The organism is Flavivirga rizhaonensis (assembly GCF_004791695.1).
GTDB lineage: Bacteria > Bacteroidota > Bacteroidia > Flavobacteriales > Flavobacteriaceae > Flavivirga > Flavivirga rizhaonensis.
This window is the reverse complement of record NZ_SRSO01000044.1, coordinates 1-24,360: the sequence shown is the minus strand read 5'-3', so window position 1 is coordinate 24,360 and position 24,360 is coordinate 1. Positions and strand designations below refer to the sequence as shown.

General features: G+C 31.9%; 21 protein-coding genes. 15 read left to right on the top strand and 6 right to left on the bottom strand.

The genetic code is table 11. The annotated features are described in order from the left end of the window. Positions 1–826: 826 nt before the first annotated feature. From EM932_RS20990 to EM932_RS19810, 3 genes are read left to right on the top strand one after another with little or no spacing between them, the layout of a single operon-like run. Positions 827–973: a hypothetical protein gene (locus EM932_RS20990; RefSeq protein ID WP_170179856.1), complete on the top strand. Its 147-nt coding sequence runs from the start codon at positions 827–829 to the stop codon at positions 971–973. Positions 974–1,017: 44 nt separating this feature from the next. Continuing rightward, positions 1,018–3,384 carry a TonB-dependent receptor gene (locus EM932_RS19815; RefSeq protein ID WP_135878947.1) on the top strand — a complete coding sequence of 789 codons (2,367 nt, stop codon included), beginning with the start codon at positions 1,018–1,020 and terminating at the stop codon, positions 3,382–3,384. Positions 3,385–3,388: 4 nt separating this feature from the next. Then, complete coding sequence (locus EM932_RS19810; RefSeq protein WP_135878946.1) at positions 3,389–4,234, top strand: DUF4249 domain-containing protein; 846 nt, start codon at positions 3,389–3,391, stop codon at positions 4,232–4,234. Positions 4,235–4,555: 321 nt separating this feature from the next. Here EM932_RS19810 and EM932_RS19805 read toward each other — a convergent pair whose 3' ends face one another. Next, positions 4,556–6,265 carry a tetratricopeptide repeat protein gene (locus EM932_RS19805; RefSeq protein ID WP_135878945.1) on the bottom strand — a complete coding sequence of 570 codons (1,710 nt, stop codon included), beginning with the start codon at positions 6,263–6,265 and terminating at the stop codon, positions 4,556–4,558. Between the two features lie 177 nt (positions 6,266–6,442). Here EM932_RS19805 and EM932_RS19800 point away from each other — a divergent pair, with 177 nt between their 5' ends. From EM932_RS19800 to EM932_RS19790, 3 genes are read left to right on the top strand one after another with little or no spacing between them, the layout of a single operon-like run. Beyond that, a complete protein-coding gene (locus EM932_RS19800; protein ID WP_135878944.1) occupies positions 6,443–7,027 on the top strand; it encodes an RNA polymerase sigma factor in 585 nt (194 codons plus the stop codon). Then, complete coding sequence (locus EM932_RS19795; protein ID WP_135878943.1) at positions 7,017–7,199, top strand: hypothetical protein; 183 nt, start codon at positions 7,017–7,019, stop codon at positions 7,197–7,199. Before EM932_RS19800 ends, EM932_RS19795 begins: the two co-directional genes overlap by 11 nt. Positions 7,200–7,232: 33 nt before the next feature. Beyond that, a complete protein-coding gene (locus EM932_RS19790) occupies positions 7,233–8,060 on the top strand; it encodes a mechanosensitive ion channel family protein (RefSeq protein WP_135878942.1) in 828 nt (275 codons plus the stop codon). A gap of 97 nt (positions 8,061–8,157) precedes the next feature. On the opposite strand, the gene EM932_RS19785 is transcribed toward EM932_RS19790, so the two are convergent. Together EM932_RS19785 and EM932_RS19780 are read right to left on the bottom strand one after the other, a co-directional pair. After that, positions 8,158–8,874 carry a LytR/AlgR family response regulator transcription factor gene (locus tag EM932_RS19785; protein ID WP_135878941.1) on the bottom strand — a complete coding sequence of 239 codons (717 nt, stop codon included), beginning with the start codon at positions 8,872–8,874 and terminating at the stop codon, positions 8,158–8,160. Then, the gene (locus EM932_RS19780) at positions 8,875–9,936 is read right to left on the bottom strand and encodes a sensor histidine kinase (protein WP_135878940.1); all 1,062 of its coding nucleotides are present in this window, start codon (positions 9,934–9,936) and stop codon (positions 8,875–8,877) included. It lies immediately after the preceding gene. A gap of 348 nt (positions 9,937–10,284) precedes the next feature. On the opposite strand from EM932_RS19780, the gene EM932_RS19775 reads away from it, so the two are divergent. Next, positions 10,285–11,613, top strand: coding sequence for a serine hydrolase domain-containing protein (locus EM932_RS19775; RefSeq protein WP_135878939.1), 1,329 nt, complete (start codon positions 10,285–10,287; stop codon positions 11,611–11,613). Positions 11,614–11,624: 11 nt separating this feature from the next. Next, entirely contained in the window at positions 11,625–12,029 is a 405-nt protein-coding gene (locus EM932_RS19770; RefSeq protein ID WP_135878938.1) for a MotA/TolQ/ExbB proton channel family protein, read from the top strand. A 492-nt stretch (positions 12,030–12,521) separates the two neighbouring features. On the opposite strand, the gene EM932_RS19765 is transcribed toward EM932_RS19770, so the two are convergent. Then, a complete protein-coding gene (locus EM932_RS19765) occupies positions 12,522–13,874 on the bottom strand; it encodes a DEAD/DEAH box helicase (protein WP_135878937.1) in 1,353 nt (450 codons plus the stop codon). Positions 13,875–13,913: 39 nt separating this feature from the next. Further along, entirely contained in the window at positions 13,914–14,801 is an 888-nt protein-coding gene (locus EM932_RS19760) for an aldose 1-epimerase family protein (protein WP_135878936.1), read from the bottom strand. A 12-nt stretch (positions 14,802–14,813) separates the two neighbouring features. Between EM932_RS19760 and EM932_RS21130 the strand changes: the two genes are divergently transcribed. From EM932_RS21130 to EM932_RS19740, 5 genes are all read left to right on the top strand, one after another. Beyond that, complete coding sequence (locus tag EM932_RS21130) at positions 14,814–14,957, top strand: hypothetical protein (RefSeq protein ID WP_211344329.1); 144 nt, start codon at positions 14,814–14,816, stop codon at positions 14,955–14,957. Between the two features lie 101 nt (positions 14,958–15,058). Next, entirely contained in the window at positions 15,059–16,384 is a 1,326-nt protein-coding gene (locus EM932_RS19755; protein ID WP_135878935.1) for an anthranilate synthase component I family protein, read from the top strand. Positions 16,385–16,521: 137 nt separating this feature from the next. Then, a complete protein-coding gene (gene tilS / locus EM932_RS19750) occupies positions 16,522–17,835 on the top strand; it encodes a tRNA lysidine(34) synthetase TilS (RefSeq protein ID WP_135878934.1) in 1,314 nt (437 codons plus the stop codon). 45 nt (positions 17,836–17,880) lie between these two features. Continuing rightward, positions 17,881–19,500, top strand: coding sequence for an adenine deaminase (gene ade, locus EM932_RS19745; RefSeq protein WP_135878933.1), 1,620 nt, complete (start codon positions 17,881–17,883; stop codon positions 19,498–19,500). Between the two features lie 164 nt (positions 19,501–19,664). Further along, the gene (locus tag EM932_RS19740; protein WP_135878932.1) at positions 19,665–20,630 is read left to right on the top strand and encodes a YheT family hydrolase; all 966 of its coding nucleotides are present in this window, start codon (positions 19,665–19,667) and stop codon (positions 20,628–20,630) included. 586 nt (positions 20,631–21,216) lie between these two features. Here EM932_RS19740 and EM932_RS19735 read toward each other — a convergent pair. After that, positions 21,217–21,678 (bottom strand): Lrp/AsnC family transcriptional regulator, encoded by a 462-nt coding sequence (locus EM932_RS19735; RefSeq protein WP_135878931.1) that lies wholly within the window; start codon positions 21,676–21,678, stop codon positions 21,217–21,219. A gap of 159 nt (positions 21,679–21,837) precedes the next feature. On the opposite strand from EM932_RS19735, the gene EM932_RS19730 reads away from it, so the two are divergent. Beyond that, positions 21,838–22,788, top strand: a complete 951-nt coding sequence (locus tag EM932_RS19730; protein WP_135878930.1) for an NAD-dependent epimerase/dehydratase family protein — start codon at positions 21,838–21,840, stop codon at positions 22,786–22,788. A 28-nt stretch (positions 22,789–22,816) separates the two neighbouring features. Next, the gene (kbl, locus tag EM932_RS19725; protein ID WP_135878929.1) at positions 22,817–24,004 is read left to right on the top strand and encodes a glycine C-acetyltransferase; all 1,188 of its coding nucleotides are present in this window, start codon (positions 22,817–22,819) and stop codon (positions 24,002–24,004) included. Positions 24,005–24,360 lie beyond the last annotated feature (356 nt).

Sequence of the window (24,360 nt, the reverse complement as noted above, 5' to 3'; positions counted from 1 at the left end):
AATAGAAACGATAAGCTAAAATCTTTTACTCAAAAAATATCTGAAGACATTACCGCTTATCAGAAATACAAAGAAATCGAATTTTGTTACGAAAAATTAATATCAACACTAATATAAACTACAGCCAAGAATAATATTAAACAAATGATTTTCAGGTGTTTGTCATTTCGACAGAGCGAAGCATGAGCCTTTCGACTTTAGTTTATGCTGAGCGTAGTCGAAGTACTCAAGATAAACTTTCGAGAAATCTCATAAGGATGGGATTCCTCCTCAATAGCTACGCTATATACGTTCAAGTAAAATATATTTTACTCTCCGTAGCGTTCGGAATGACATAGTTTCTTTATTAAAACAATTAAACAACTGATTTTCAGGTTTTAATATATCGAGTTCACGTTAAATAACAGAATTTCGGTTTTTGACCCAAAGGTCAAAGCCTGTGCTCAACTTGATTGGGTATGAAACGAGCGAAATACCTCTATGGCTCTGCCTCGAGGATAGTTTGTTTCAAGAAATTCTTTATTCAAGTATTTATTAATGTTTTCTTCTAGGCATGCACCTTTATTTTTGTTTCCTTGGTAAGCTTGACCTTTTAATTTTCAAATACATGTACTCTTTGTAGAAGATTTATGAAATAGTTCGTCTTTACAGAAAAGGTTTGGATAGGAAAGAGGTCTTATATAAAATCTATTGTGTAAGAAGTAGCTAAAAACTAAAAAAAAGATCTCCACATGCAACCCTTTGTTTTTTCGAATGTCAATAGATAAGACGTAAGGAAACATTGAAATATTTAACAATCAAAAAACGAATAATCAATTAAAAAACAATGAAAAATATTTACAAAAATCAGTCAATAAAATCCTTAAACCCTCTTTTAGGGTTTGGTTGGAATACAAAAACATCATCAAAAAGAAAAGTATCAGATATTAAATACAAAAAGAATGCGTTTAAGAACGAGTTAAAAGTTGTTTAGCCTAAATTATATTGAAATTATATAAAATCATTAATCAAAAAAGAATGAAAAATCTAGTATTATTATTTATGTTGTTTTCCGTGGTTTTGTCGGCCCAGGAAAATTATACTGTCAGTGGTATAATTAAAGAGGCAAAAAACGGTGAAACTGCTTTTGGAGCATCAGTATTTTTAAAAGGAACTAGTATTGGTTCTATTAGTAATGAGTATGGATTCTTCTCCATTACAGCACCAAAAGGAACATATACTTTAATTGTTTCTTACATCGGGTTCGAAAATGGAAAACAAGAAATAATTTTAGATAAGAATCAAAAAGTAAATTTTGAAATGCATGAAGAATCGACTCAATTAGATGAGGTTCTTGTCGTTGCAGAAGAAAGCGAACGTGTAAGTCTTAAGAAACCAGAAATGAGTGTTTCTAAATTGAATATAAAAACAGTAAAGCAAATGCCAGTGGTTTTTGGAGAAGTAGATGTTGTAAAATCGCTACAAATGCTCCCTGGGGTTACTAAAAATGGTGAAGGTAGTAGTGGATTTCATGTAAGAGGTGGTGCTGTAGATCAAAACCTGGTATTATTAGATGAGGCGATTATATACAATACCTCGCATATGTTAGGGTTCTTTTCTGTATTTAATGCAGATGCCATTAAGGATATTAAATTGTATAAAGGAGGAATACCTGCTCGTTTTGGTGGTAGAACATCGTCAGTATTAGATGTACGACAAAAAGATGGAAATAGTAAAAACTTTGCACTTACGGGAGGGATTGGTTTAATTTCTAGCAGGTTAGCTGTAGAAGGCCCCGTATTTAATGACAAAGGTTCTTTTTTGGTGGCAGGAAGAAGTTCTTATGTTAACGTGTTTTTAGCGGCTGCAGACGATGAGGATAGAGTTGGCTTTTATGATTTAAACCTCAAAACAAATTATAAATTAAACGATAAAAACAAGCTATATCTTTCTGGATATTTTGGTAGAGACTCCTTTAAGTTTGGTAAAAGTTTTTCCAGTAGCTATGGTAATGCTTCTGGAAATTTAAGATGGAACCATATTTTTAATGATCGTTTATTTTCTAACTTATCTTTAATTTACAGTAAGTATGATTACGATTTGGAAATTACCGTCAATGAGTTTGATTGGATTTCTTCAATTAATAATTATAATGTAAAGTATGATCTTAAATATTATGCCAACGATAAGTTTAAATTAGATTTTGGAGTTAGTGGAATTTATTATGATTTCGATCCTGGTCAAGTGCGTCCAACTTCTGATACGTCACCCATAAACCCTTTATCACTAGATAGAAAAAAAGCATTTGAAAGCGGTTTATATGTTAATGCTGAGCATAAGCTAACTGATAAATTAACCGTGCAATATGGATTAAGATATAGTACTTTTAGTCGTTTAGGAGGCCAGTCGATGACAGACTATGCTAATAATCAACCTGTAGTTTATAATAGTTTATTGGGAATTTATGAGCGTGGTACAGCAATAGGAGAGACCGCTTATGATAAAGGAGAAAGCATTAAAGACTTTGGAAATATAGAACCTAGAGCATCTTTAGCATATCAATTAAACAAATCATCTTCTCTAAAAGCAGGATATTCAAGATCTGCTCAATACATTCATTTGCTATCAAATACAACTTCGGTTACACCTTTGGATGTATGGACTACCAGTGGAAAGTTTATTAAACCTCAATTATCTGATCAATATGCCATAGGGTATTTTAGAAACTTTAATGATAAAAAGTATTCACTGGAAGTTGAAGGGTATTATAAAACAACAGATAATAGAATCGATTACATTGATGGGTCTGATTTAATAGGTACAAACAATATAGAAACAGAAATTTTAAATGGAGAAGCCAGAGCTTATGGTTTGGAGTTTTTATTACGTAAAAATGAAGGCAGGTTTACAGGATGGATTTCATATACTTTATCTAAAGCAGAGCAAAGAACTTTGGGAGGAAATGCCGGAGGCCCAGGAATAAATAATGGTGGTTGGTATAATTCTGCTTTTGATAGAACCCATGATTTTTCAATTACTGGAGCTTACGAGTTAAATGACAAATGGACGTTTAGTAGTAATATGGTTTTTCAAACAGGAAGACCTGTAACGTATCCTAATGGACAATATCAATATGAAGGACAATCTATAGCTAGTTTTGCTGCTAGAAATTCCGATCGATTACCAGCTTATCACAGGTTGGATATTTCAGCAACATACAAGCCTAACAGAAAACCTAGTAACAGATGGAAAGGAGAATGGGTTTTCGGTATTTATAATGCGTATGGTCGAAAAAATGCAGCTTCAATTTCTTTTACTCAAAATGAAGATCTGGGTATTAATGAGGCAACCAGAACGTCTATTTTTGGAATGATGCCAGCTATAACTTATAACTTTAAATTTTAATAAAATGAATACATATTTTAAATTAACCATACTTTTTTTAGCTATGTCATTAGTATCATGTGAAGATGTTATAGACGTAGAGGTGCAAACTGCCCCTAGCAGATTAGTTATTGAAGCATCTCTTGATTGGGAAAAAGGGACCACAGGAAGCAATCAAACTATAAAGTTAAGTGAGTCAACTCCTTATTTTGATACAACCACTAATACAAGTGTTACGAATGCTTCTGTTAAAGTCACTAATGATGATGATGGCACTGAATTTATTTTCGCGCATCAAGGTAATGGCGAATATGTAATTACCAATTTTGAGCCTGTAATTAATCAATCTTATACCTTAGAAGTTATTCATGATGGTGAAACTTATACAGCAAATGAAACTTTAACATCTGTTGTAGATATTGACAATATTACACAGTCAATAGAAGATGGTTTTGATGATGAAGAATTAGAGGTGAATATATTTTTTACAGATCCTGAGGCAGAAGAAAATTATTATTTATTTAAGTTTCAAAGGCGAGGAGATTTATTACCAGTACTAGAAGATGGCGATGATGAATTTTCTAATGGTAGGGAAATCACTTGGTGGTATGAAGAAGAAGAAGATGAGGACACAGATGAAATTGAGGCTTTCAGACCTGGCGATATCATAGATATTTCATTCTTTGGTATTTCTGAAGCATACTCAAATTATATAGGAATTCTTATCGAGCAATCTGAGGGCACAGGGCTTTTTAGTACAACACCAGTACCTTTAAGAGGAAACTGTATTAATACAACAACTCCAGATAATTATGCTTTTGGATATTTTAGATTAACGCAAGTTGTAAAAACTAGTTATACGTTTCAGTAGGTATTGTTATTAAGATAAAAACAAAAAAGGTCTAAAAAGCTGAATTATGTGTCATTGCGAAGGAGGTACGACTGCGGCAATCTTTTTAAAATAGACAGATTCTCACGTCGCACTTGTAGTGCTCCTCAGAATGACACATAATTTAGATTGGTGGTTTTTTATTTTAATTGCTATTTAGTTCCTATGTCATTCAGAAGGAGGAACGACTGAAGAATCTTTTAAATGATACTATTGATAAATAATCATCTGATATATAATAGAGAGATTCTTCGCTTTAGCCTGTCTTGAGCAAAGTCGAAAGGCTCTGAATGACATTAATTATCACAATTCAAAATCCGCATGTTTCCAACTTTCTTTAAAAAGAGCCTCATAATGTTCTGTCTTTTCTTTATCATTTAAAGCTTCATAAGCGGTTTTTATTCCATGATAAGCCCACCCATTTTTTGGTAAACGATCAAGATCTTCAAGATATAATTCAATAGCAAGTCTCTTTTGTCCGTTAAGTGTATAAATACGCCCTAAGTGATGACGAATCGAGAAAAACCAGTCCGGTGGCTCATTATAATTTAACGCATCTTCCATTGTAACAGCCTCTTTTAAAAGAACAATACTGGCTTTTAGATCACCCTCTTGAGCCAAAATTTCAGCTTTTAAAACTTTTTCAGCTATTTTAACTAATTCGTAAACCGAGTTAATATCCCAAACAGTAACCTCTCTTAGAGTTTCGTCTTTTGCTAAGGTCTCAAGTTCTAATAATTTGGTTTTAGCCTTTTCTAAATCTCCTTTTCCTAAATGTGCCATACCTTCTGCATAATGTCTAATTGCTTTTGGATATTTTAAATCGTAGGTTTCTAGTTTCATATTTAGAACAGTATCCCATTTTTTAAATTTTACAGCTACATAATATGGAATGGTATAATAATGTTGTAAAGTACCCCAGCCAGGTTGTTTCATGATTTCCGGATGCACATGTTCTGATACTTTATTAGCACCAATCATGGCCCAATGGCTATTACCTTCTAAAGTTGCGGTAGCAGCCATAAAATGATAATTATGAGGGTAATAGGCCAGCGGATATGCACCTTGTGCATGACAGGTAGTAACATAAGCACTATCGGCCTCTACAGCTGCAATGTTAGATAAAGTGCCTTTATGGTATTCTCCGGTTCTTATATAGGTATGAGAAGGCATGTGCAATAGATGCCCAGAACCGGGAACCAACCTGTCATCAAAAGCTTTTGCAGATATATTGGAACGTTCTGGTGTTCTGGAAGCTTCAACAGCATGAATATAAAAATGATGCGCTCCAGGATGTTTAGGGTTTTGAGCAATGAGCTTTTCTAAAAGGGCTACGATCTCTATAGTCCACGGCTTTTCTGTACCGTTTTTTTCATTTAAATCCCAAGGATGTAAATTCATAAGTGATTCTGCATATAAAGCGCTAATTTCTGTATCCTCTGGGTATTGGTCATATAATACTTTCATAGCCTCAGAATATTTAGCATCTAAAGCTGTTCTATCTTCTGGAGGCTCTGGTGCATAGCGTAATGCCATAGCATTGATAAATTGCCTCTCTTTTTCGGTGGCATTTTTAGATAATGTTTTTGCTTTCTGTATAGCCTCGTAAGCACGTTCATAGTTATCGTCTTCCATACCAGCATTATAGTTTGGTCCCAATACATAAGCATATCCCCAAAATGCCATAGCACAACTCGGGTCTAATTTTGTAGCATAATAGAAAGAACGAGCTGCTTCGGCATGATTGAAACCGTACGCCAATGTCATGCCTTGATTAAAATAACGTTGAACCAAAGCATTTTGAGTAGTAATAGGATAATTTACAGCATCATAGCCTTCTAAAAGAGGTGCTATATTGTCTTTTTTATACCATTCAGCATCAGTGACTTGTGGTACACAAGCATACTTTGAAGAAGCTGTGGTTTTGGCTATAAATTCTTTTGGTTGTTTGGGTGTCTTTTTGCATGAAAAAAATAAACTCAGGGCTATGAGCAATAATATAATCCTTTTCATTTTGTAAAGTTTTATTTTTTAGTAAATTGATGTTTTACAAATTACTAAACTTTTTAAATGTTTATAATATAAAACTTACTTATTTTTGTTTTTCTATGAATGAAAAAAATAAAATATTACTTTTTAAAAAGTAATCTGTCCCGAAATATGAATAACTAAAATGGCCATACGCTACACTTGAAAACCCTCGAAAACATTAATAATTTATCTGATGAAGATCTGGTAAAAGCAATTGTAAAAGACAATAATACATTGCTTTTTGAGATTTTATACGATAGGTATGCCAGGTTGGTATATAATAAATGTTTAGGTTTTGCGAAGGATGAAGATGAGGCTCAGGATTTAACCCAGGACATCTTTTTAAAACTTTTTGTTAAGTTAGGGAGCTTTAAAGAGAAATCTAAGTTTTCAACATGGTTATATGCTTTCACATATAATCATTGTGTAAATTATGTAACCAGAGATACCGCTAAAAAACTAGAAAAGCAGTCTGTAGACTATAAAGATATTGAAAACCTTTCTGAAGACGACAATGATTATAGTTTTCTGGATATGAAAGTGGATAAGCTAAAAGTAGCTTTAGAACTAATTTCTCCTGACGAGAAAATGATTTTATTACTAAAATACCAGGATTTCCTTTCTATTAAAGAGATTGAAAGTGTTTTAGAAATTGGGGAAAGTGCCGTTAAAATGAGAATTAAACGCGCTAAAGATAAGTTGATAACAGTGTATAACGATAATATCTTAAATAATGGAAAATAATCCGTTTAAAGACATAAACAAGCCACTTAAGCATGTTCCAAAGGAACTTAAGTCTAAGGTTATGAGAGATATTGCCATGGCTAAATTGCTTATGGATCTTGCTGCGCTATTTTCTTATAATATCGGTGATTTAATTGAATCGGTTATGAAACAAAGAAAAGATAGGAAATAAGCCAAAACAGAATATAACATTAACAAAATAAAAATGGAAGAAGCAACAAAAGCTAAAGATGTGGCCATGGAATCTTTAAGAAAGATGTGGCTTGAAATAACAGATATATTTCCGAACATAATAGGAACCATTATAGTCTTATTTATAGGTTGGTTGGTTACTAAACTCGTTATTAAAATTATCAAGAAAGCTTTAAAATTGGCGAAGGCCAACAAACTGGATGCTGCTATTAATGACATTGAGATTGTTGAAGGGAAAAAGTTGAATTTTGATACCATAAAAGTGATATCAAATTTTGTAAAATGGGTGATGTATATCATGCTATTAATTATGGCATCAGATATTATGAATTTAACCATGATTTCTGAGCAAATAAGCAACCTGTTAGGTTATTTACCTCAATTATTTTCTGCATTAGTCATATTCACGGTCGGGCTAATTTTAGCAAATGTTATCAAAAAAGGTTTAAAAGCTTTTTTCGAATCTATGGACTTATCAGGAGCTAAAATTATAAGTCAAGTTGTATTTTTTATAATCCTCATATTTACTTCTATAACGGCATTAAATCAGGCGGGTGTTAATACCGAAATTATTACGAGTAACTTGACCATGATTTTAGCGGCTTTTCTGTTAGCATTCGCTTTAGCGTTTGGATTTGGAGCACAAAAGGTCGTTGGAGACGTTTTAAAAGCTTTTTATACCAGAAAAATATACGAAATTGGACAGGTCATCGAATTTAATGATATAAAAGGAGAAGTTGAAACAATAGATAGCATATCTATTACGTTAAAAACTAAGGAAGGAAAATTAGTCATTCCTATTAAAGATATCGTAGAAAGCCAAGTAAAAATTAAGGATTAACTTTAGTTAGGGTTAAAGTTTTGGTTGGTTACTTATCCTGATTTTTAGCAACTTTCTATAGCTCCCCTTTTCATTTGTTTGAGAAGGGGCATCTTTTTTAAAACCTTTCTAAAACTTGTAATACCTCCTTTTTGTAACTTCTGCTAATTGGTAGTGACTTATTATTAATAACTATTTCTTCATTTGTAAAAGAAACAATGTTATTTATTGATATAATATATGATCTGTGGATTCTAATAAATTTTTTAACAGGTAGTTTCGCTTCAATAGCACTAATAGTTTCTCTAGTTACAATAGTATTATCCACTAAATGAATTTTAATATAATCACTGTAACTTTCAATAAAAATAATAGCCTCAAAATCTATTTTTATCATTCGTCTATCAGACCGAACAAACATAAAATCATTGCGGTCTATATTTTCGATTGCTTCATGCTTTGCTTCGCTGTATATTTCAAAATAATTATTAATAGCTTTTAGTAAACGGTTAAAAGAAATTGGTTTTAATAAGTAATCGACTGCTTGTAGTTCAAAGCCTTCTACAGCATAATCCCGATAGGCGGTTGTGAATATAATTTTAATGTCTTTGTTAATTGATTTTGCAAAAGAGATCCCAGATATTTCTGGCATGTTAATATCTAAAAAAATTAGATCGATGTGGTTATTTCTTATATAACTAAAGGCTTCAATAGCACTACCACAGCTAGCAATGGTTTTAATATCGGGCATTTTTTTTAGATGGGTTTCTATAACTTCCCTGGCTATAAGTTCATCATCGATAATAAGGCACGATATGTTTTTGTTTTGTAACAATTATTCTGAGGTATTGGTATTTAAAATTAAATTCACTTTAAAAAGATCATTATCCTTAGTAATATGTAATGTGTAATGATTTTTATATAATAAATCTAATCGCTTTTGTATATTTTCCAACCCAATACCATTTTTATAAGTTTCAGGTTGTGTGCTTGTATTTTCAATATTAAAATAGATGTTTTTATCTCTACAAGTTAGTGTTATTTTAATTGTTAACAAACCATTTTTAATAGTGCCATGTTTAAAACTGTTTTCTATAAAAGGTAATAATAACATAGGAGCTATCATAATATTTTCGGAGATCTGCTCCGTTAAAAAAATAACATCCAACGTATTATTAAACCTCATTTTTTCTAACTCTATATAATCTTTAATATGATCAATATCGTCAGTTAGTAAAACAAAAGGTTTGTCAACTTTATAAAGTAAATAATCTAATAAGTTAGAGAGTTTTAAGATCATTTCTGGTGCTTCATCCGCTTTTTTTAAAGCAAAGCCATACATGGTATTTAGTGTGTTGAATAAAAAATGGGGATGAATCTGCATCTTTAAATAATTAAGTTGCTGTTCCTTAAGTTTAAGTTGCGTTTCTAAAATTTTATTTTCTAGTTTATTGGCTTTTTCAATGTGTTTTAAATTAAGTTTTAACATTTTAAACCCGCTTACTACAATAACGACTAAGTATACCGCAGTGGCAACAAAAAATAAATTTCTACTAATTGGTGCCATGTTTGCATATCGAAAATGGGATAAATAGATTAATCCATAAAATACCGAGATAACAATGAGGTAAGAAGAGATTATAACGGTGTATAAGCTATATAGACCAAATAGAAAGTATTTTTTTGTTATAAGATAACTAGGTATGAGTTCATAAATAAAAACATAAGTAGTAGCAATAGTTATAGGCATTAAAAACAGTGAAAACGATAATACATAGCTAAAATCAATGCTATCAAAACCAAAAAAATAGGTGTAGAACAAAAGGACACCACACCAAAATATAACATGGAGTAATAACTGACCTATTTTGTTAAAAAAGAATTGTCTTGTTAGCATTTACTTAAATAATATTACAATAATACCATATTTCTATAGCTAATTTGTTTTTTGTAGACGGATAACCAATTTAACAATAGTTTTAACAAGATGCTATTTTAATTGCTAAATCAGTCATCCATCGCATTTTAATTAATCGGTTATAAAAGCATTATAAATTTGTGTCATGTTTAATTAAAACCATTAGTTATGATAATATTATCAATTCTTTTAGCAAACCCAGTAATGGAAAGCCATTGCTTATATCCTATAGTTTTTAATGTGGGAGTATAATTGAAGAAATGATAAAAAACTCAAGGTCTACTTACACGTTTAAAATTTCTAATTCATATTAAAATTGTATAGCAAATGAAAAAACTACTATTAATATTACTATTAGTAACAACAACAGGTTTCTCTCAAAGTACTAATTATAAACAATTGGATTCCTTTCTAGAGTTATTATATCAAAATAATAAAGTTATGGGAAGTTTATCTATTCTGCAAAAAGGAGAATCTGTTTATAATAAATCTGTGGGCTTTCAGTACATCGATCAGAACGAGAGAAAATTAGCAACAATAGCTACTAAATATAGAGTAGGTTCTATTACAAAAACATTTACCGCAACATTAATTTTCCAGTTGGTAGATGAGGGAAAAATCAAATTAGGGGATAAGCTATCTGTTTATTTTCCGAAGGTTACAAATGCATCAAACATCACTATTGCCAATTTATTAAATCATAGCAGTGGTTTATTTAATATCACTAATGATGAGGACTTCCAAACTTGGATGCTAGAGCCAACAACCCAAGCAGAAATGTTGTCGAGAATTCTAAAATATGATGTTGTTTTCCAACCAGGAGTAAAGCATGAGTACAGTAATACTAATTATGTGTTGCTAGGATATATTTTGGAAAAAATAGAGAACAAATCGTATAAAGCAATTTTAGAAGAAAGAATTGTAGATAAACTTGATTTAGATAACACGTATTATGGTAGTAACATAGATATAACAGATAAAGAGTGTTTGTCTTATTATTTTGAGAATGAAACATGGCATGAAGATAATCAAACCCATATGAGTGTTCCTGGAGGCGCAGGGAGTATCGTATCTAATCCTTCAGATTTAGTTGTTTTTATAGATGCATTATTTAATAATAAATTAATGACCAAAGAAAGTTTCGCTTTAATGACTAGAATTGAGAGTGAATATGGTAGTGGCATTTTTAGCATGAAAAAGAACGGAATAACATTTTTTGGACATAATGGCGGGATCGATTCCTTTCTGTCTATGTTAATATATATACCAAAATTAGAAATTGCAATAGCTTTAAATACTAATGCACTAGATTTTGATCCGATGTCTATCATGTTTAATGCCGTTAATGCAGTAACGGGTAAAGATATAATAATACCCAATTTTGACACTATTGAGTTAACAGAAGAAGAGATAGAGCAATACGCAGGGGTTTATGAGAGTAAGGATCTGCCCTTCAAACTGGTATTCGAGGCTCATGGAAAAACATTAATAGGTGGAACGGAGGGTTCTAATTTACTAGAGCTATCAGCCAGACCAAAAATAGAGTTTACTACACTAAATAATTCAGGGGTTGTTTTAGACTTCGATATTAAAAATAAAATAGTCATACTTAAAAACTCGGGACATACACCCAAAACATTCATTAAAAAACAATAAATTTATAAATTATGAGAACATTATATATATTACAAGGAAGAAGTTTTTTTTCAGAACTAGTTAAGAGATTTTACGAAGGAGGACCATTATTCATGTCGTTGATATTGATATGTCTTTTAGTAGCCATATTCTTTTTAATTAGAGGATTTCTATATTTAAATAAGGATGGAGGAGTATCTAAAAAAATGTCTGCTCTGGCATCCGATGCAAGCTTATTAGGATTGGTGCTGGGATTTTTAGGATCCATGATAGGTCTTATTACTGCCTTCGATATTGTAGAAGCTACGGATATAATATCTACGCCCAGATTAGCAGGAGGACTAAAGGTTTCTTTTTTAACTACGGTGTTTGGTAGTATTACTTTTGTTTTAATAAGAATAGGTCTTATTATATTAAAAACATTTCAGAAGAGTTAATTAAAAGTTTTACTTAGCGTTTATATGATTAATTAATCCCTTTTCATTAATTTAAAAAGGGATTTTTGTATTATTTATTGTGTGTAAATTTCTGAAAACTTGATTTTTAAAAGAATCGGGGAAAACGGTTTAAAAAGGATGCATTATCTAGTTGCTCGTAAAGCTGATAAAAGTAAAAAGATCAATCTGAATAAAGAAGAAGCAAAGAAAATGGAGCAAGAAATTTTGAGTGATTCACAATTGTATAAAAACTTAAAATAGCTAGATTAAAATACTATAAACCTAATGGTTTTGCTTGCTTCGGTTAAGTTAACAATAACCAGATAAGATATACAATATTTCCTTGGATTTTGTCATTCCTGCCTTTCGTCTTCGCTCAAGATAAACTACAGCAGGAATCCACTTAACGAAGCCTTATACTTAAAGCAAATCTAAAAAGATAAATATTGAAAACGAAAACAACTGCAAACTGCCACTGAAACTGATAACTACTTACTTACTCTTATTCCGTTTATTATAATTCTTATCGCCTTTGGTTTTAGGTTTTTTGTACTTCTTCGCAATTTTAAATTTATAAGAACCCCCTAAATTCTCCTTTTGGTTTTTAGCTTTCTTTTCATGGAATGCTGGACCAGGAGCATCTTCATCTTTTCGTTTCGTAGGATTGTTGCGCTCTTTTATTTGTGGACGCTCCTCTTCAATTAATTCAGTAGAAATTTCAACAATAGGAGGGATTTCCAATAGAGGAATCTTCATATTCATTAAAGATTCAATACACTCAATAGACTCTTGTTCGGTTTCAGTAGAAAAAGCAATCGATTTCCCTTCGCGTTCAGCACGACCTGTCCTACCAATACGATGCATGTAATTTTCTGGATATAAAGGCGTATCGAAATTGATAACATGAGATACGTTATCAATATCCAATCCACGTGCCATCACATCGGTCGCAATTAAAATACGATTCTCGCCATTTCGGAATTGTTCAATACTTCGCAACCTGTAGTTTTGGGTTTTATTAGAATGAATCACACATAACTCCTCATGGAATATTTCATCTAGTTTTTCAAACAAACGATCAGCCATACGTTTATAAGCCACGAAGATTAAAACCTTGTTAAAATTTTCGATGTCATTTAGTAAATGCGTTAATAAATTGACTTTGGTATAAAAATTCGGAACATTATAACGTGTTTGCGAAATGTTTTCAAGAGGTGTTCCCGAAACTGCAATAGAAACGCGCTCTGGGCTTTTAAAGAAATCACTAATTAAATCATCAACATCTAGCGTCATAGTTGCCGAAAACATGATGTTTTGCCTACGTTCGGGCAAAATATCAAAAATATTGATTAACTGATGCCTAAACCCTAAATCTAGCATCACATCAACTTCATCAATAACTAATTTTTGTATGGACTTAAGTTGTAAAACTCGGCTTAAAGCCAAATCGTATAACCTGCCAGGAGTCGCTACCAGAATATCGATACCTTCTGCAACAGCTTGCTTCTGTGTATTAATATTAGTGCCTCCATAGACTCCTAAAATACGATTGTTAATGTATTTTGAAAGCTTTTCTATTTCATCTACTACCTGTACAACCAATTCACGTGTAGGAACCAAAATTAAAACCCGCGGGTTTTCTTGAGTAGAGTATTTTAAATTTTTAATAATAGGTAACATATAAGCAAAGGTTTTACCTGTACCTGTCTGTGCAATACCTACCATATCTTTACCAGAACTAACAACATTAAATGCTTGTTCCTGTATAGGCGTAGGGGTTGTAAAATCTAAATCATCTAACGCGTTATAAAGTGGGGTATTTAAATTTAAATCTTGAAAACTCAAAATGATGCTATTTAGCCAGCAAAGTTAAGCTTAATATATTTATAAATGAATGTTGTGTATTTCAATACTATAAGACGCTATAAATGTTTTTTTCGGCATTAAAGTTAGAATACCTTCTTTTTCTTTTAAGTTCTGATTTGTACTTTCGTTATCAGCAATACCAAGCCAAGGTTCAATGCAAACATAGTCACCATCAGGTTTTGCCCAAATACCCAAATAAGGAAAATCTTCATAACTAACCGTAAGAATAGAACCATGTGATTTACTTTTTAAAGTAACACGTTTAGATTTTAAATCTTTGAAAATAAGCGCATCTTCATTAAATAAATCATGCTTCAATGCTAATGTATTTGACTTGTTAAAAACAGGTTTCGTTTTATCCGAAATAAGACCATTTTTCATATTTATTAAATGAGTTTTAGAGCTTTCTGTATATTCAAACTCTAAATAATAATCATTATAAGCTTCATTATTAAATACAGGACATTTAAAAGCAGGGTGACCACCTAGTGAAAAATACATGGTCTTATCGTCAAGGTTGTTTATAGTATGCGTAATGGTAAGTATATTATCTATAAGCTGATAAGTAATAAGAAACTCAAATTTAAAAGGATATATTTTTAAAGAGTCCTTATCATAATTCAATTTAAAAGTTAAAAAATTCTGATTTTGTTCTTGTAACACAAGTTTATCATTGTTTCTTACAAGACCATGTTTTGGGAGGTTATAAATGTTATTTTCAAAAAAGTAAGCCCCGTCTTTTAAAGCCCCAATTATGGGAAATAGGTTAGGGGCGTAACTTCCCCAAACCTTTGGGTTAGCATCCCACATAAAATCTATGTCTTTTTTAACCGAAGTAATTTTACATAATTCTGCCCCTGTTTTTTTGACTGCTATTTTTAACTTTTCGTTTTCTAAAGTATACATGAAAATAGAATATTGAACTCATTTAGACTTTTTGGATTTAAGCGAAAATTAGAAGTTTTTGCCTCTGTTGAAGACTTTTTTGAGTTGCATAGCAGAGCTACGGAAGGAAAAAAAGACAAAAACAGAGCTGAAAACAGCAATTTTTTAGCAAATTGAAAAAGTCTAAATGAGTTCATTATATGTATTCAAATTGTTTACTTTGCAAAACTTATAATTTTTTAAGGATTCTAACTAACTTTACACATTAAATTTTATTATTGAGGACAACACAAATTCACCGTTTAGATAATGTTAATCAATTTAAAAATCAATTACTGATTTGGAGTCAGCAATTTGATGATGTTATTTGGTTAGATTCTAATAATTACGAACAAAACCATTCTAACTTTGAAGCAGTATTGGCAGTAGATGCTTTTACAAGTGTTCAAACGAATTTCGAAGGAAGTTTTGAGATGCTTAAGGAATATCAAACCAATGTAAATGATTGGATTTTTGGATATTTAACATATGATTTAAAAAATGATGTTGAAGACTTAAGTTCTAGCAACTTTGATAGCTTACAATTCCCTGATCTGTACTTTTTCCAACCTAAAAAATTATTTTTATTTAAAGGAGATCAAGTTGAAATACAATATTTAAAATGTGTTGATGATGAATTTGAGGATGATTTAAAAGAAATTCAAAGTAAGAAGACATGTCACCCTGAGCCCTTCGACTGCGCTCAGGACGAACTAAGTCGAAGGGTCTCAAACGATATTAAAGTAAAACTCCGCATACATAAAGATGAATACTTTGAAAAAGTAAATAATATGCTTGCTCATATTCATAGAGGCGATATTTACGAAGCTAATTTTTGTCAGGAGTTTTATGCCGAAAACACCAGTATTAATCCTCTGGATACTTATTTAAAACTTAATAATATTTCTAACCCCCCTTTTGCAACATTCTTAAAGTTTGGAGACAAATATTTATTGTCTGCATCACCAGAACGTTATTTAAAAAAGGATAAAGAAACCATTATTTCCCAGCCAATAAAAGGAACAGCAAAGCGTTCAGAGAATACATTAGAAGATGAAGCTCTGAAAGAAGCTTTATCTAAAGATACAAAAGAACGTAGTGAAAATATTATGATTGTTGATTTGGTGCGTAACGATTTATCAAAAACCGCTATAAAAGGGAGTGTGAAAGTTGAGGAATTAACCAAGATCTATACATTTGATCAAGTACACCAGATGATTTCTACGGTGACTTCAAAGATTAAAGAAACAACACATGCTGTCGATGTTATTAAGAGTACATTTCCTATGGGAAGTATGACGGGAGTTCCAAAAATTTCTGCCATGCGAATTATTGAAGCATTAGAAGAAACCAGACGTGGTCTATATTCTGGATCAGTTGGTTATTTTTCACCCACAAGTGATTTCGATTTTAATGTAGTTATTAGAAGTATTCTCTATAACAAAACAAAAAAATATGTGTCATATTCTGTAGGAGGCGCCATAACAGCCAAGAGTGATCCGCTAAAAGAATATGAAGAGTGTTTGGTAAAAGCAAAAGCCATGCGAACGGTTTTGGAAAACTAGTAAACAGTATTCAGTGTTCAGTGACAGTCTCAGTATTTTCTTTGTGCCTTTGCGGGAATAAGATCATACTTTGTGTGTCTCTGAGTTATCTCAGCGAATCTCAGCGTAACAACAATTAAAAATATTAACTTTGAAACGTGTTAGAACCATTCAAGATACATATAAACAACAAACTGCCTTTCCTAAAAGAAAGCAAACTTCTCATTGCCATTTCCGGAGGCATAGATAGTATCGTTTTAACTCATTTATGCCATAAATTAAACTTAAACATTGCTTTAGCACATTGCAATTTTAATTTAAGAGGAAAAGAAAGTGATGCCGATGAAAGTTTCGTGCTACAATTAGCAGAAGATTTAGATTTAGAAGCATTTATTGAAAGTTTTGATACTAAAAACTATTCTAAAGATAGTAAATTATCAACTCAGATGGCAGCTCGAAAACTCCGTTATGATTGGTTTGAAGAACTAGCGTCACAATTACAATTCGATTATGTTTTAACAGCTCATCATGCTGATGATAATCTAGAAACCTTTTTAATTAATCTGTCCAGAGGAACAGGACTAGATGGGTTAATAGGCATACCAGAAGTAAATGATAATATTGTTAGACCACTATTACCATTTTCTAGAGAGGTTATTGAAACTTATGCAAAAGCGAACGATTTTAAATGGCGAGAAGATAGCAGCAATGCATTCACTAAATATTTAAGGAATAAATTGAGACATGACATTGTTCCTGTTTTAAAAGAGATCAATCCTCAATTATTGCAGAATTTCCAAAATACACTTAAAAACTTAAATGATACAGCAGATATTGTAGAAGAAAGTATTGAAGACTTATTAAATCGTGCTATAACAACTATTGAAAACAATCAAATGGTATTCAAGGTTGAAGAATTTAAAAAATTAAGCAATCAAAAAGCGTATTTATTTGAGGTATTTAAAGACTATGGGTTTACAGAATGGAATGATATTGCTGACTTGTTAAATGCCCAATCCGGAAAGCAGATACTATCCTCAACACACCGTTTAATAAAAGATAGAGAGCATTTTTTACTAAGTGAGATTACCTCAGAAACAGACGAAGAACTCATTATAATTTCAGAAACAGATAAGCAAGTAAGAACAGGTTCAGGTATTTTATTTTTTGATAAAACGGACACTATTTTAGTAAAAAACAATCATACCATTTACGTAGACAAAGCATTGCTTCAATATCCGCTAACAGTCAGAACATGGAAAGAAGGAGACCTGTTTTACCCTATAGGAATGTCTGGTAAAAAGAAATTGAGTAAGTATTTTAAAGACGAAAAATTATCACTATTAGATAAGGAAAACATTAGATTATTATGCTCTGGAGAAGATATTGTTTGGGTAATAGGCAAACGAGCAGATAATCGTTTTAAAGTAAATAAAAATACAAAAAACATTCTAAAAGTAGAATTAAAATAACATGGTCATGCTGAGCGCAGTCGAAGCACCTAATTAACTGATAATTTGAAACTACAAGGACAAATAGTCGATATACAAAACAGACGTATCTATAAAGGAGAAGTAATCTTTAAAGAAGGAAAGATTATTTCTATTCAAGAAAAAGAGCATAATATAGAACACTATATATTACCAGGATTTATAGATGCACACATCCATATAGAAAGTTCTATGTTAGTACCTAGTGAATTTGCAAGATTAGCTGTAAAACATGGCACAGTTGCAACCGTTTCAGACCCTCATGAAATAGCTAATGTATTGGGCGTTGAAGGCGTGGAATTTATGATTAATAATGGTAAAAAGGTACCGTTTAAATTCAATTTTGGAGCACCATCTTGTGTACCAGCAACTCATTTTGAATCTGCGGGAGCTGTTATAAATTCTGATGATATTAAAGAACTGCTTAAAAAACCAGACATCAAATATCTAGCAGAAATGATGAATTACCCAGGTGTGTTGTTTGACGACGACGACGTGTTAAAAAAAATAGCATGGGCAAAACACTATAATAAACCTGTAGATGGTCATGCCCCTGGATTAAGAGGAGATGATGTTACAAAATATATTAATGCTGGAATCTCTACAGATCACGAATGTTTTACTTATGAAGAAGCCCTAGAGAAACTTGAAAAAGGCATGAAAATTCTAATTAGAGAAGGAAGTGCCGCCAAAAACTTCGAAGCTTTAATAGATTTACTTCCAGAACATTTTGAAAACATGATGTTTTGTAGTGATGATAAACATCCAGACGATCTATTGTTACATCATATTAATAATTTATGTGCCAGAGCAGTAGCAAAAGGAATTGATGTTTTTAAAGTATTAGAAGTAGCCTGTGTTAACCCCGTAAAACATTACAATTTAGATGTTGGTTTATTACAAGGAGGTGAGTTTGCGGATTTTATTGTAGTTGAAGATTTAATCCATTTTAAAACCGTTCAAACCTATATAGACGGTGAGTTGGTTTTCGATAAAGGTATATCTTTAATACAACCGGTAGCTTTTAAAAATCTTAATAACTTTAATTGTAATAAAAAGGAAGTATCAGATTTTAGAGTTGAATCGTCAGCAAAACAAATTCGTGTCATAGAAGCTTTAGAAGGTCAATTAGTAACAAATGAACTTATCGTTAACGCTTCAATTTTAAATGGAAATTTGGTTTCTGATATCGAAAACGACATCCTTAAAATAGGAGTTGTTAATAGATACCAAAATCAAAAACCAGCCATAGCTTTTATTAAAAATTTCGGATTAAAAGAAGGCGCCATTGCCTCTTCAGTAGGTCACGATTCTCATAATATTATTGTAGTAGGTGTTAGTGATCAAGCAATATGTAAAGCCGTTAACTTACTTATTGAAGGTACAGGAGGTATCTGTGCTATTTCAAATTCCGAAGAAAAAACTGTCCCACTCCCTGTAGCTGGTATTATGAGTGATAAAGATGGTGAAACTATAGGAAGACAATATGCAGAATTAGATGCTATGGCAAAGGATTTAGGAAGTAATCTTTATGCACCATATATGACATTATCATTTATGGCTTTATTAGTAATTCCTTCATTAAAACTAAGTGATAAAGGGTTGTTTAATGGCACCGATTTTAAGTTTACACCTCTGGAAGTTTAATTTTTAAATATAAAGTAAGCAGTGAACAGTGGCAGTATGCAGTTCTTTTGAAATTCAATTAATGTTGTTAAGAATTAATAAAATATTATAATAATACGAAAACCTATAGTTTAAAAAGTTATTTTTTTACTGAACACTGAACACTGAACACTGAACACTAAAACATGCCCATAATAGAATCAACCTATAAGCCTTCTTTCTTTTTAAAAAACGGTTTCGTTTCAACGGTATATTCAGGTTTGATAAGACGCGTTAAAGATGTAAATCAAGAACGTAAACGTATCATATTGTTTGATGGCGATTTTATTGATTTAGATTGGAGTTTTTCAAAAGAAAAAACAAAGAAGCTGGTTATTTTATTGCATGGGTTAGAGGGAAACGGACAACGACCATATATGACAGGATCAGCAAAACTATTTAATAATAATGGTTTTGATGCAGTTTGTGTGAATTTTAGAGGATGTAGTGGAGAAGATAATTTAAAATACCGTAGTTATCACTCTGGAGCAACCGAAGATTTAGAAGCTATTATAACACATATTATTTCAGAAAAAGACTATTCAGAAATTTATTTAAAAGGGATTAGTTTGGGAGCCAATATGATTTTAAAATATTTGGGAGAAAGAGAGGTGCTGCCCAATCAAATAAAAGCAGCAGTTACAGCTTCAGTGCCTTGTTATTTGTATGGTTCTGCAAAAGCGTTGCATACTTTTAAAAATATATTGTATCACAATCGATTTCTAAAATATTTAGTAAATCGCTTAAAAATCAAACAACAACGTTTTAAAGAAGATTTAAGCCTTAAAGACTTAGCATCTATAAAAACATTATTCGACTTTGACAATGTCTATACATCCAAAGCGCATGGTTTTAAAGATGCTTTAGACTATTATGAAAAATGTAGCTGCTTGCAATTCCTTCCATATATTAAGATACCAACTTTAATCATTAATGCTTTAAACGATTCATTTTTGTCTCCAGAATGTTATCCTGTAAAAGAAGCAAAAAACAATCCAAATCTTTATTTAGAGATGCCTCAACATGGTGGACATGTGGGATTTGTAGATAAAAAAAATGTTTACTATAATGAAAAACGGGCTTTGGAGTTTGTTAAAGATACTTTTAATTAATCTAACGTCAGTTCGAAAAAAAGGGATTAAGATGATCGTTAAGAAATGACCATTAGGCAAGCACCGACCCTTCGTAAGAATAAAGGACAAAAGCTTCGAACCCCAGGAGCATAGTATGGGATGGCGCATTGACGCGACGTCGAAGTTTTGCTTGGTTCTTCTTGAGCCTAAGCAAAAGAAGAAATTCCTATCGAAGGGGCGTCTTTTCTTTTGTTACTTTTCTTTGGACGGGCAAAGAAAAGTAAATAATAAAATATAAATCTTTTTTTTTAAAATGTAGGAACACCGTAACTGTCGATTTGCTAAGCCAAAGGCATGACAGATAGGAACGGGAATCTCATTACGATGAGATGTCTCGTCACTTATGCTTCGTTCTGTCGACATGACAAAAATCTGTATTTCAAACAATTAACTTGATTGTTTTTAGCATTGTTTATGTTGAACTGACTTAAATCTAAGTATTTTCAAGGTCGATTTCTACGATATAACAAAAGTCTTATAATTATAATCGTCTAGTCATATGACTTGGCCTATACTGAGCAAAGTCTAGATCTAATTGAGAAGCATATTAATTATGAATGGGGCATTAAATATAAAACTCCGAAGAATTCTTAATATCTTTTAAAACAAACGTACTATTCAAGACACCTATATTTTCAATTTTAGAAAGTTTATATTTCACGAAGTTGTGATAATCTTCCAACCCTTTTGTGTTTATTTTTAATATAAAGTCTACCTGACCTGCCATGTGATAGCATTCCTGAACTTCATCTAGATTTTGAATCTGTTCTTCAAACTTTTCAATAAAGGCTTCACTATGATAACGCATAGATACTTGACATATAGTCGTTACAGATCGTTCCAGTAGCTTCTTGTCCAGAATAGCAACATACTTTTTTATAAAACCTTGATTTTCAAGCCTACGAATACGTTCGTAAACAGGAGAAGGTGTCAAATTTAAAATTTTAGCAATCTCTTTGGCTGTTTTTTTAGAATCCTTTTGTAAAATTCTAAGAATGGTAATGTCTGTTTGGTCCAAATTTTCCATAATACGTCAAATAAAAATTATTGCAAAAAGCAATTATTTAATTATTAAAAAGTAAATATAACTTTTTTAAATCTAAATAGAAGTAATATTTGCTTAGTTTATGTGTTTTTTGTATTTTAAAATCTGTAATATGTAATTTTGTTAGCAAATAACACTATCATGGATACGGCAATTTTAGTCATAGGGGCTAATGGTCAAGTTGGAAAAGTACTAACGAAAGCCTTACAAGACAAATACGGAAAAGAAAGAATTATTGCTTCAGATATAAGAAAAAGTGAAGATACAAATGGTATATTTGAAGTTATTGATGCTACAGATATAGATAGAATTAAAGAGGTTGTAGTACAATATAAAGTGACTCAAATTTATCACTTAGCAGCCATTTTATCAGCTAAAGGAGAAGAAAACCCTTTAGGAACCTGGAATATCAATGTGAAAACTTGGTTAAATGTTCTGGAAGTTGCCAGAATCTATAATATAGAGAAGGTGTTTTATCCTAGCTCAATAGCTGTGTTTGGGAATGGTGCACCAAGAAATAATACACCAAATAATGCATATTTAGATCCAGCAACAGTATATGGTATAAGTAAAGTAGATGGGGAAAATTGGGCGCAATATTATCATATTAAATATGGTTTAGATATTAGGTCTATTCGTTATCCAGGTATCATAGGGTATCAATCATTACCAGGTGGAGGTACTACAGATTATGCAGTAGATATTTATCATAAAGCTGTTTTAAATGAACGTTTTACTTGTTTTTTAAGGGAAGATACAGCACTACCTATGATTTTTATTGATGATGCGGTTAGAGCTACTATAGAGATTATGGAAGCACCAGCAGAAAGCATTAAAGTGAGAACGTCCTACAATATAGAAGGGATAAGTTTTTCACCAAAAGAAATTGCATCAGAAATCCGTGAATTATATCCTGATTTTAAAATCGATTATAAGCCAGATTTTAGACAAGATATTGCGGAATATTGGCCAAAATCTATTGACGATTCTGAAGCGAAAATGGATTGGGGATGGCAACCAAAATACGATTTGTATTCTATTACAGAAACCATGATTCGAGAGCTAAAAGCTCAATACGAAATGACAATTTAAGTTAAAAATAATATCAAAACAGAAAAATATGTACTCTAACATAAAACATGATTTGCAGAATGAAATTGAAGAAATTAAAGCTGCAGGATTATATAAATCAGAAAGAATCATAACAACCCCGCAAGGGTCGGAAATAAGCACAACAACATCATCAGGAGTATTGAATTTTTGTGCAAATAACTATTTAGGCTTATCATCGCATCCAGACGTTATTGATGCAGGTAAAAAAGCCATTGATTCTCATGGGTATGGCATGTCTTCTGTACGTTTTATTTGTGGTACACAAGATATTCATAAAGAGCTAGAACAAAAAACAGCATCGTTTTTAGGTCTGGAAGATTGTATTTTGTACGCAGCTGCTTTTGATGCCAATGGCGGGGTGTTCGAACCCATTTTAAACGCAGAAGATGCTATTATTTCTGATGCTTTAAACCATGCTTCTATAATTGATGGCATTCGTTTATGCAAGGCAAAACGATTCAGGTATGCACATAATGATATGACTGATCTGGAAACACAATTAATTCAAGCCGAAGGATCGCGTAGAAAGTTAATCGTTACAGATGGCTCCTTTTCTATGGATGGAACCATTGCTCAACTTGATAAAATTTGTGATTTAGCCGATAAGTACAATGCCCTGGTAATGATTGATGAATGCCATTCCACAGGTTTTATTGGTAAAACGGGTCGAGGTACACATGAGTACAGAAATGTTATGGGACGCGTGGATATTATAACGGGGACTTATGGTAAAGCTTTAGGTGGTGCTTCTGGTGGGTTCACAGCAGCCAGAAAGGAAATTGTTGACTTGTTAAGACAACGTTCCAGACCTTATTTGTTTTCTAATACTGTAGCACCTTCCATCGTTGGAGCTTCTATTAGAGTGTTAGACATTATAAGCACTTCTACTAAACTTCGAGATAAATTAGAAGAAAACACCCAATATTTTAGAAAAGAGATGACAGCAGCAGGATTTGATATTGTTCCAGGAGATCATCCTATAGTGCCTGTTATGTTATACGAAGCAACATTAGCGCAGGAGTTCGCTTCAAAACTATTAGAAGAAGGAATTTATGTCATTGGTTTTTTCTATCCAGTAGTACCAAAAGGAAAAGCAAGAATACGTGTGCAATTGTCTGCAGGACATGAGCGTCATCATTTGGATAAAGCTGTTAAAGCCTTTATTAAAATAGGTAAGGGGCTTGATGTGATTTAAAGATTAAGGATTTTATTTTTGATTTTTTAACCCGGAAATTGTACTTAATGTGATTGGAAATTGTCATTCCTTCGATCTGTGCTGAACTTGTTTCAGTAAGGCAGGAATCTACCAGGGAAACAATAAGTTTAATTTAACGTGAGTTTCTATGTTAAAAACCAAATAAAAAGGCATTATTATGTTATTTTATTGCAATAAAAGCCTACGGAACAAATCTGAGTTCCGATTTTTTTTTTTTGCCCTATTTCTTTAATAACCTACATCCCAGACTTCTATCAACAGACTAATCTTTAGCTGTTAGCTGCAATTTTGTATTATGGATAAGTAGGAAGGGGGCTGTAAACTCGATTAAAACA

What these genes read in the sequence shown, in the direction of transcription:
- EM932_RS20990 (WP_170179856.1), top strand. Translation starts at nt 827, where the DNA reads ATGAAAAATATTTACAAAAATCAGTCAATAAAATCCTTAAACCCTCTT.
- EM932_RS19815 (WP_135878947.1), top strand. Translation starts at nt 1,018, where the DNA reads ATGAAAAATCTAGTATTATTATTTATGTTGTTTTCCGTGGTTTTGTCG.
- EM932_RS19810 (WP_135878946.1), top strand. Translation starts at nt 3,389, where the DNA reads ATGAATACATATTTTAAATTAACCATACTTTTTTTAGCTATGTCATTA.
- EM932_RS19805 (WP_135878945.1), bottom strand. Translation starts at nt 6,265, where the DNA reads ATGAAAAGGATTATATTATTGCTCATAGCCCTGAGTTTATTTTTTTCA.
- EM932_RS19795 (WP_135878943.1), top strand. Translation starts at nt 7,017, where the DNA reads ATGGAAAATAATCCGTTTAAAGACATAAACAAGCCACTTAAGCATGTT.
- EM932_RS19790 (WP_135878942.1), top strand. Translation starts at nt 7,233, where the DNA reads ATGGAAGAAGCAACAAAAGCTAAAGATGTGGCCATGGAATCTTTAAGA.
- EM932_RS19780 (WP_135878940.1), bottom strand. Translation starts at nt 9,936, where the DNA reads ATGCTAACAAGACAATTCTTTTTTAACAAAATAGGTCAGTTATTACTC.
- EM932_RS19775 (WP_135878939.1), top strand. Translation starts at nt 10,285, where the DNA reads ATGAAAAAACTACTATTAATATTACTATTAGTAACAACAACAGGTTTC.
- EM932_RS19770 (WP_135878938.1), top strand. Translation starts at nt 11,625, where the DNA reads ATGAGAACATTATATATATTACAAGGAAGAAGTTTTTTTTCAGAACTA.
- EM932_RS19760 (WP_135878936.1), bottom strand. Translation starts at nt 14,801, where the DNA reads ATGTATACTTTAGAAAACGAAAAGTTAAAAATAGCAGTCAAAAAAACA.
- EM932_RS19740 (WP_135878932.1), top strand. Translation starts at nt 19,665, where the DNA reads ATGCCCATAATAGAATCAACCTATAAGCCTTCTTTCTTTTTAAAAAAC.
- EM932_RS19735 (WP_135878931.1), bottom strand. Translation starts at nt 21,678, where the DNA reads ATGGAAAATTTGGACCAAACAGACATTACCATTCTTAGAATTTTACAA.
- EM932_RS19730 (WP_135878930.1), top strand. Translation starts at nt 21,838, where the DNA reads ATGGATACGGCAATTTTAGTCATAGGGGCTAATGGTCAAGTTGGAAAA.
- kbl (WP_135878929.1), top strand. Translation starts at nt 22,817, where the DNA reads ATGTACTCTAACATAAAACATGATTTGCAGAATGAAATTGAAGAAATT.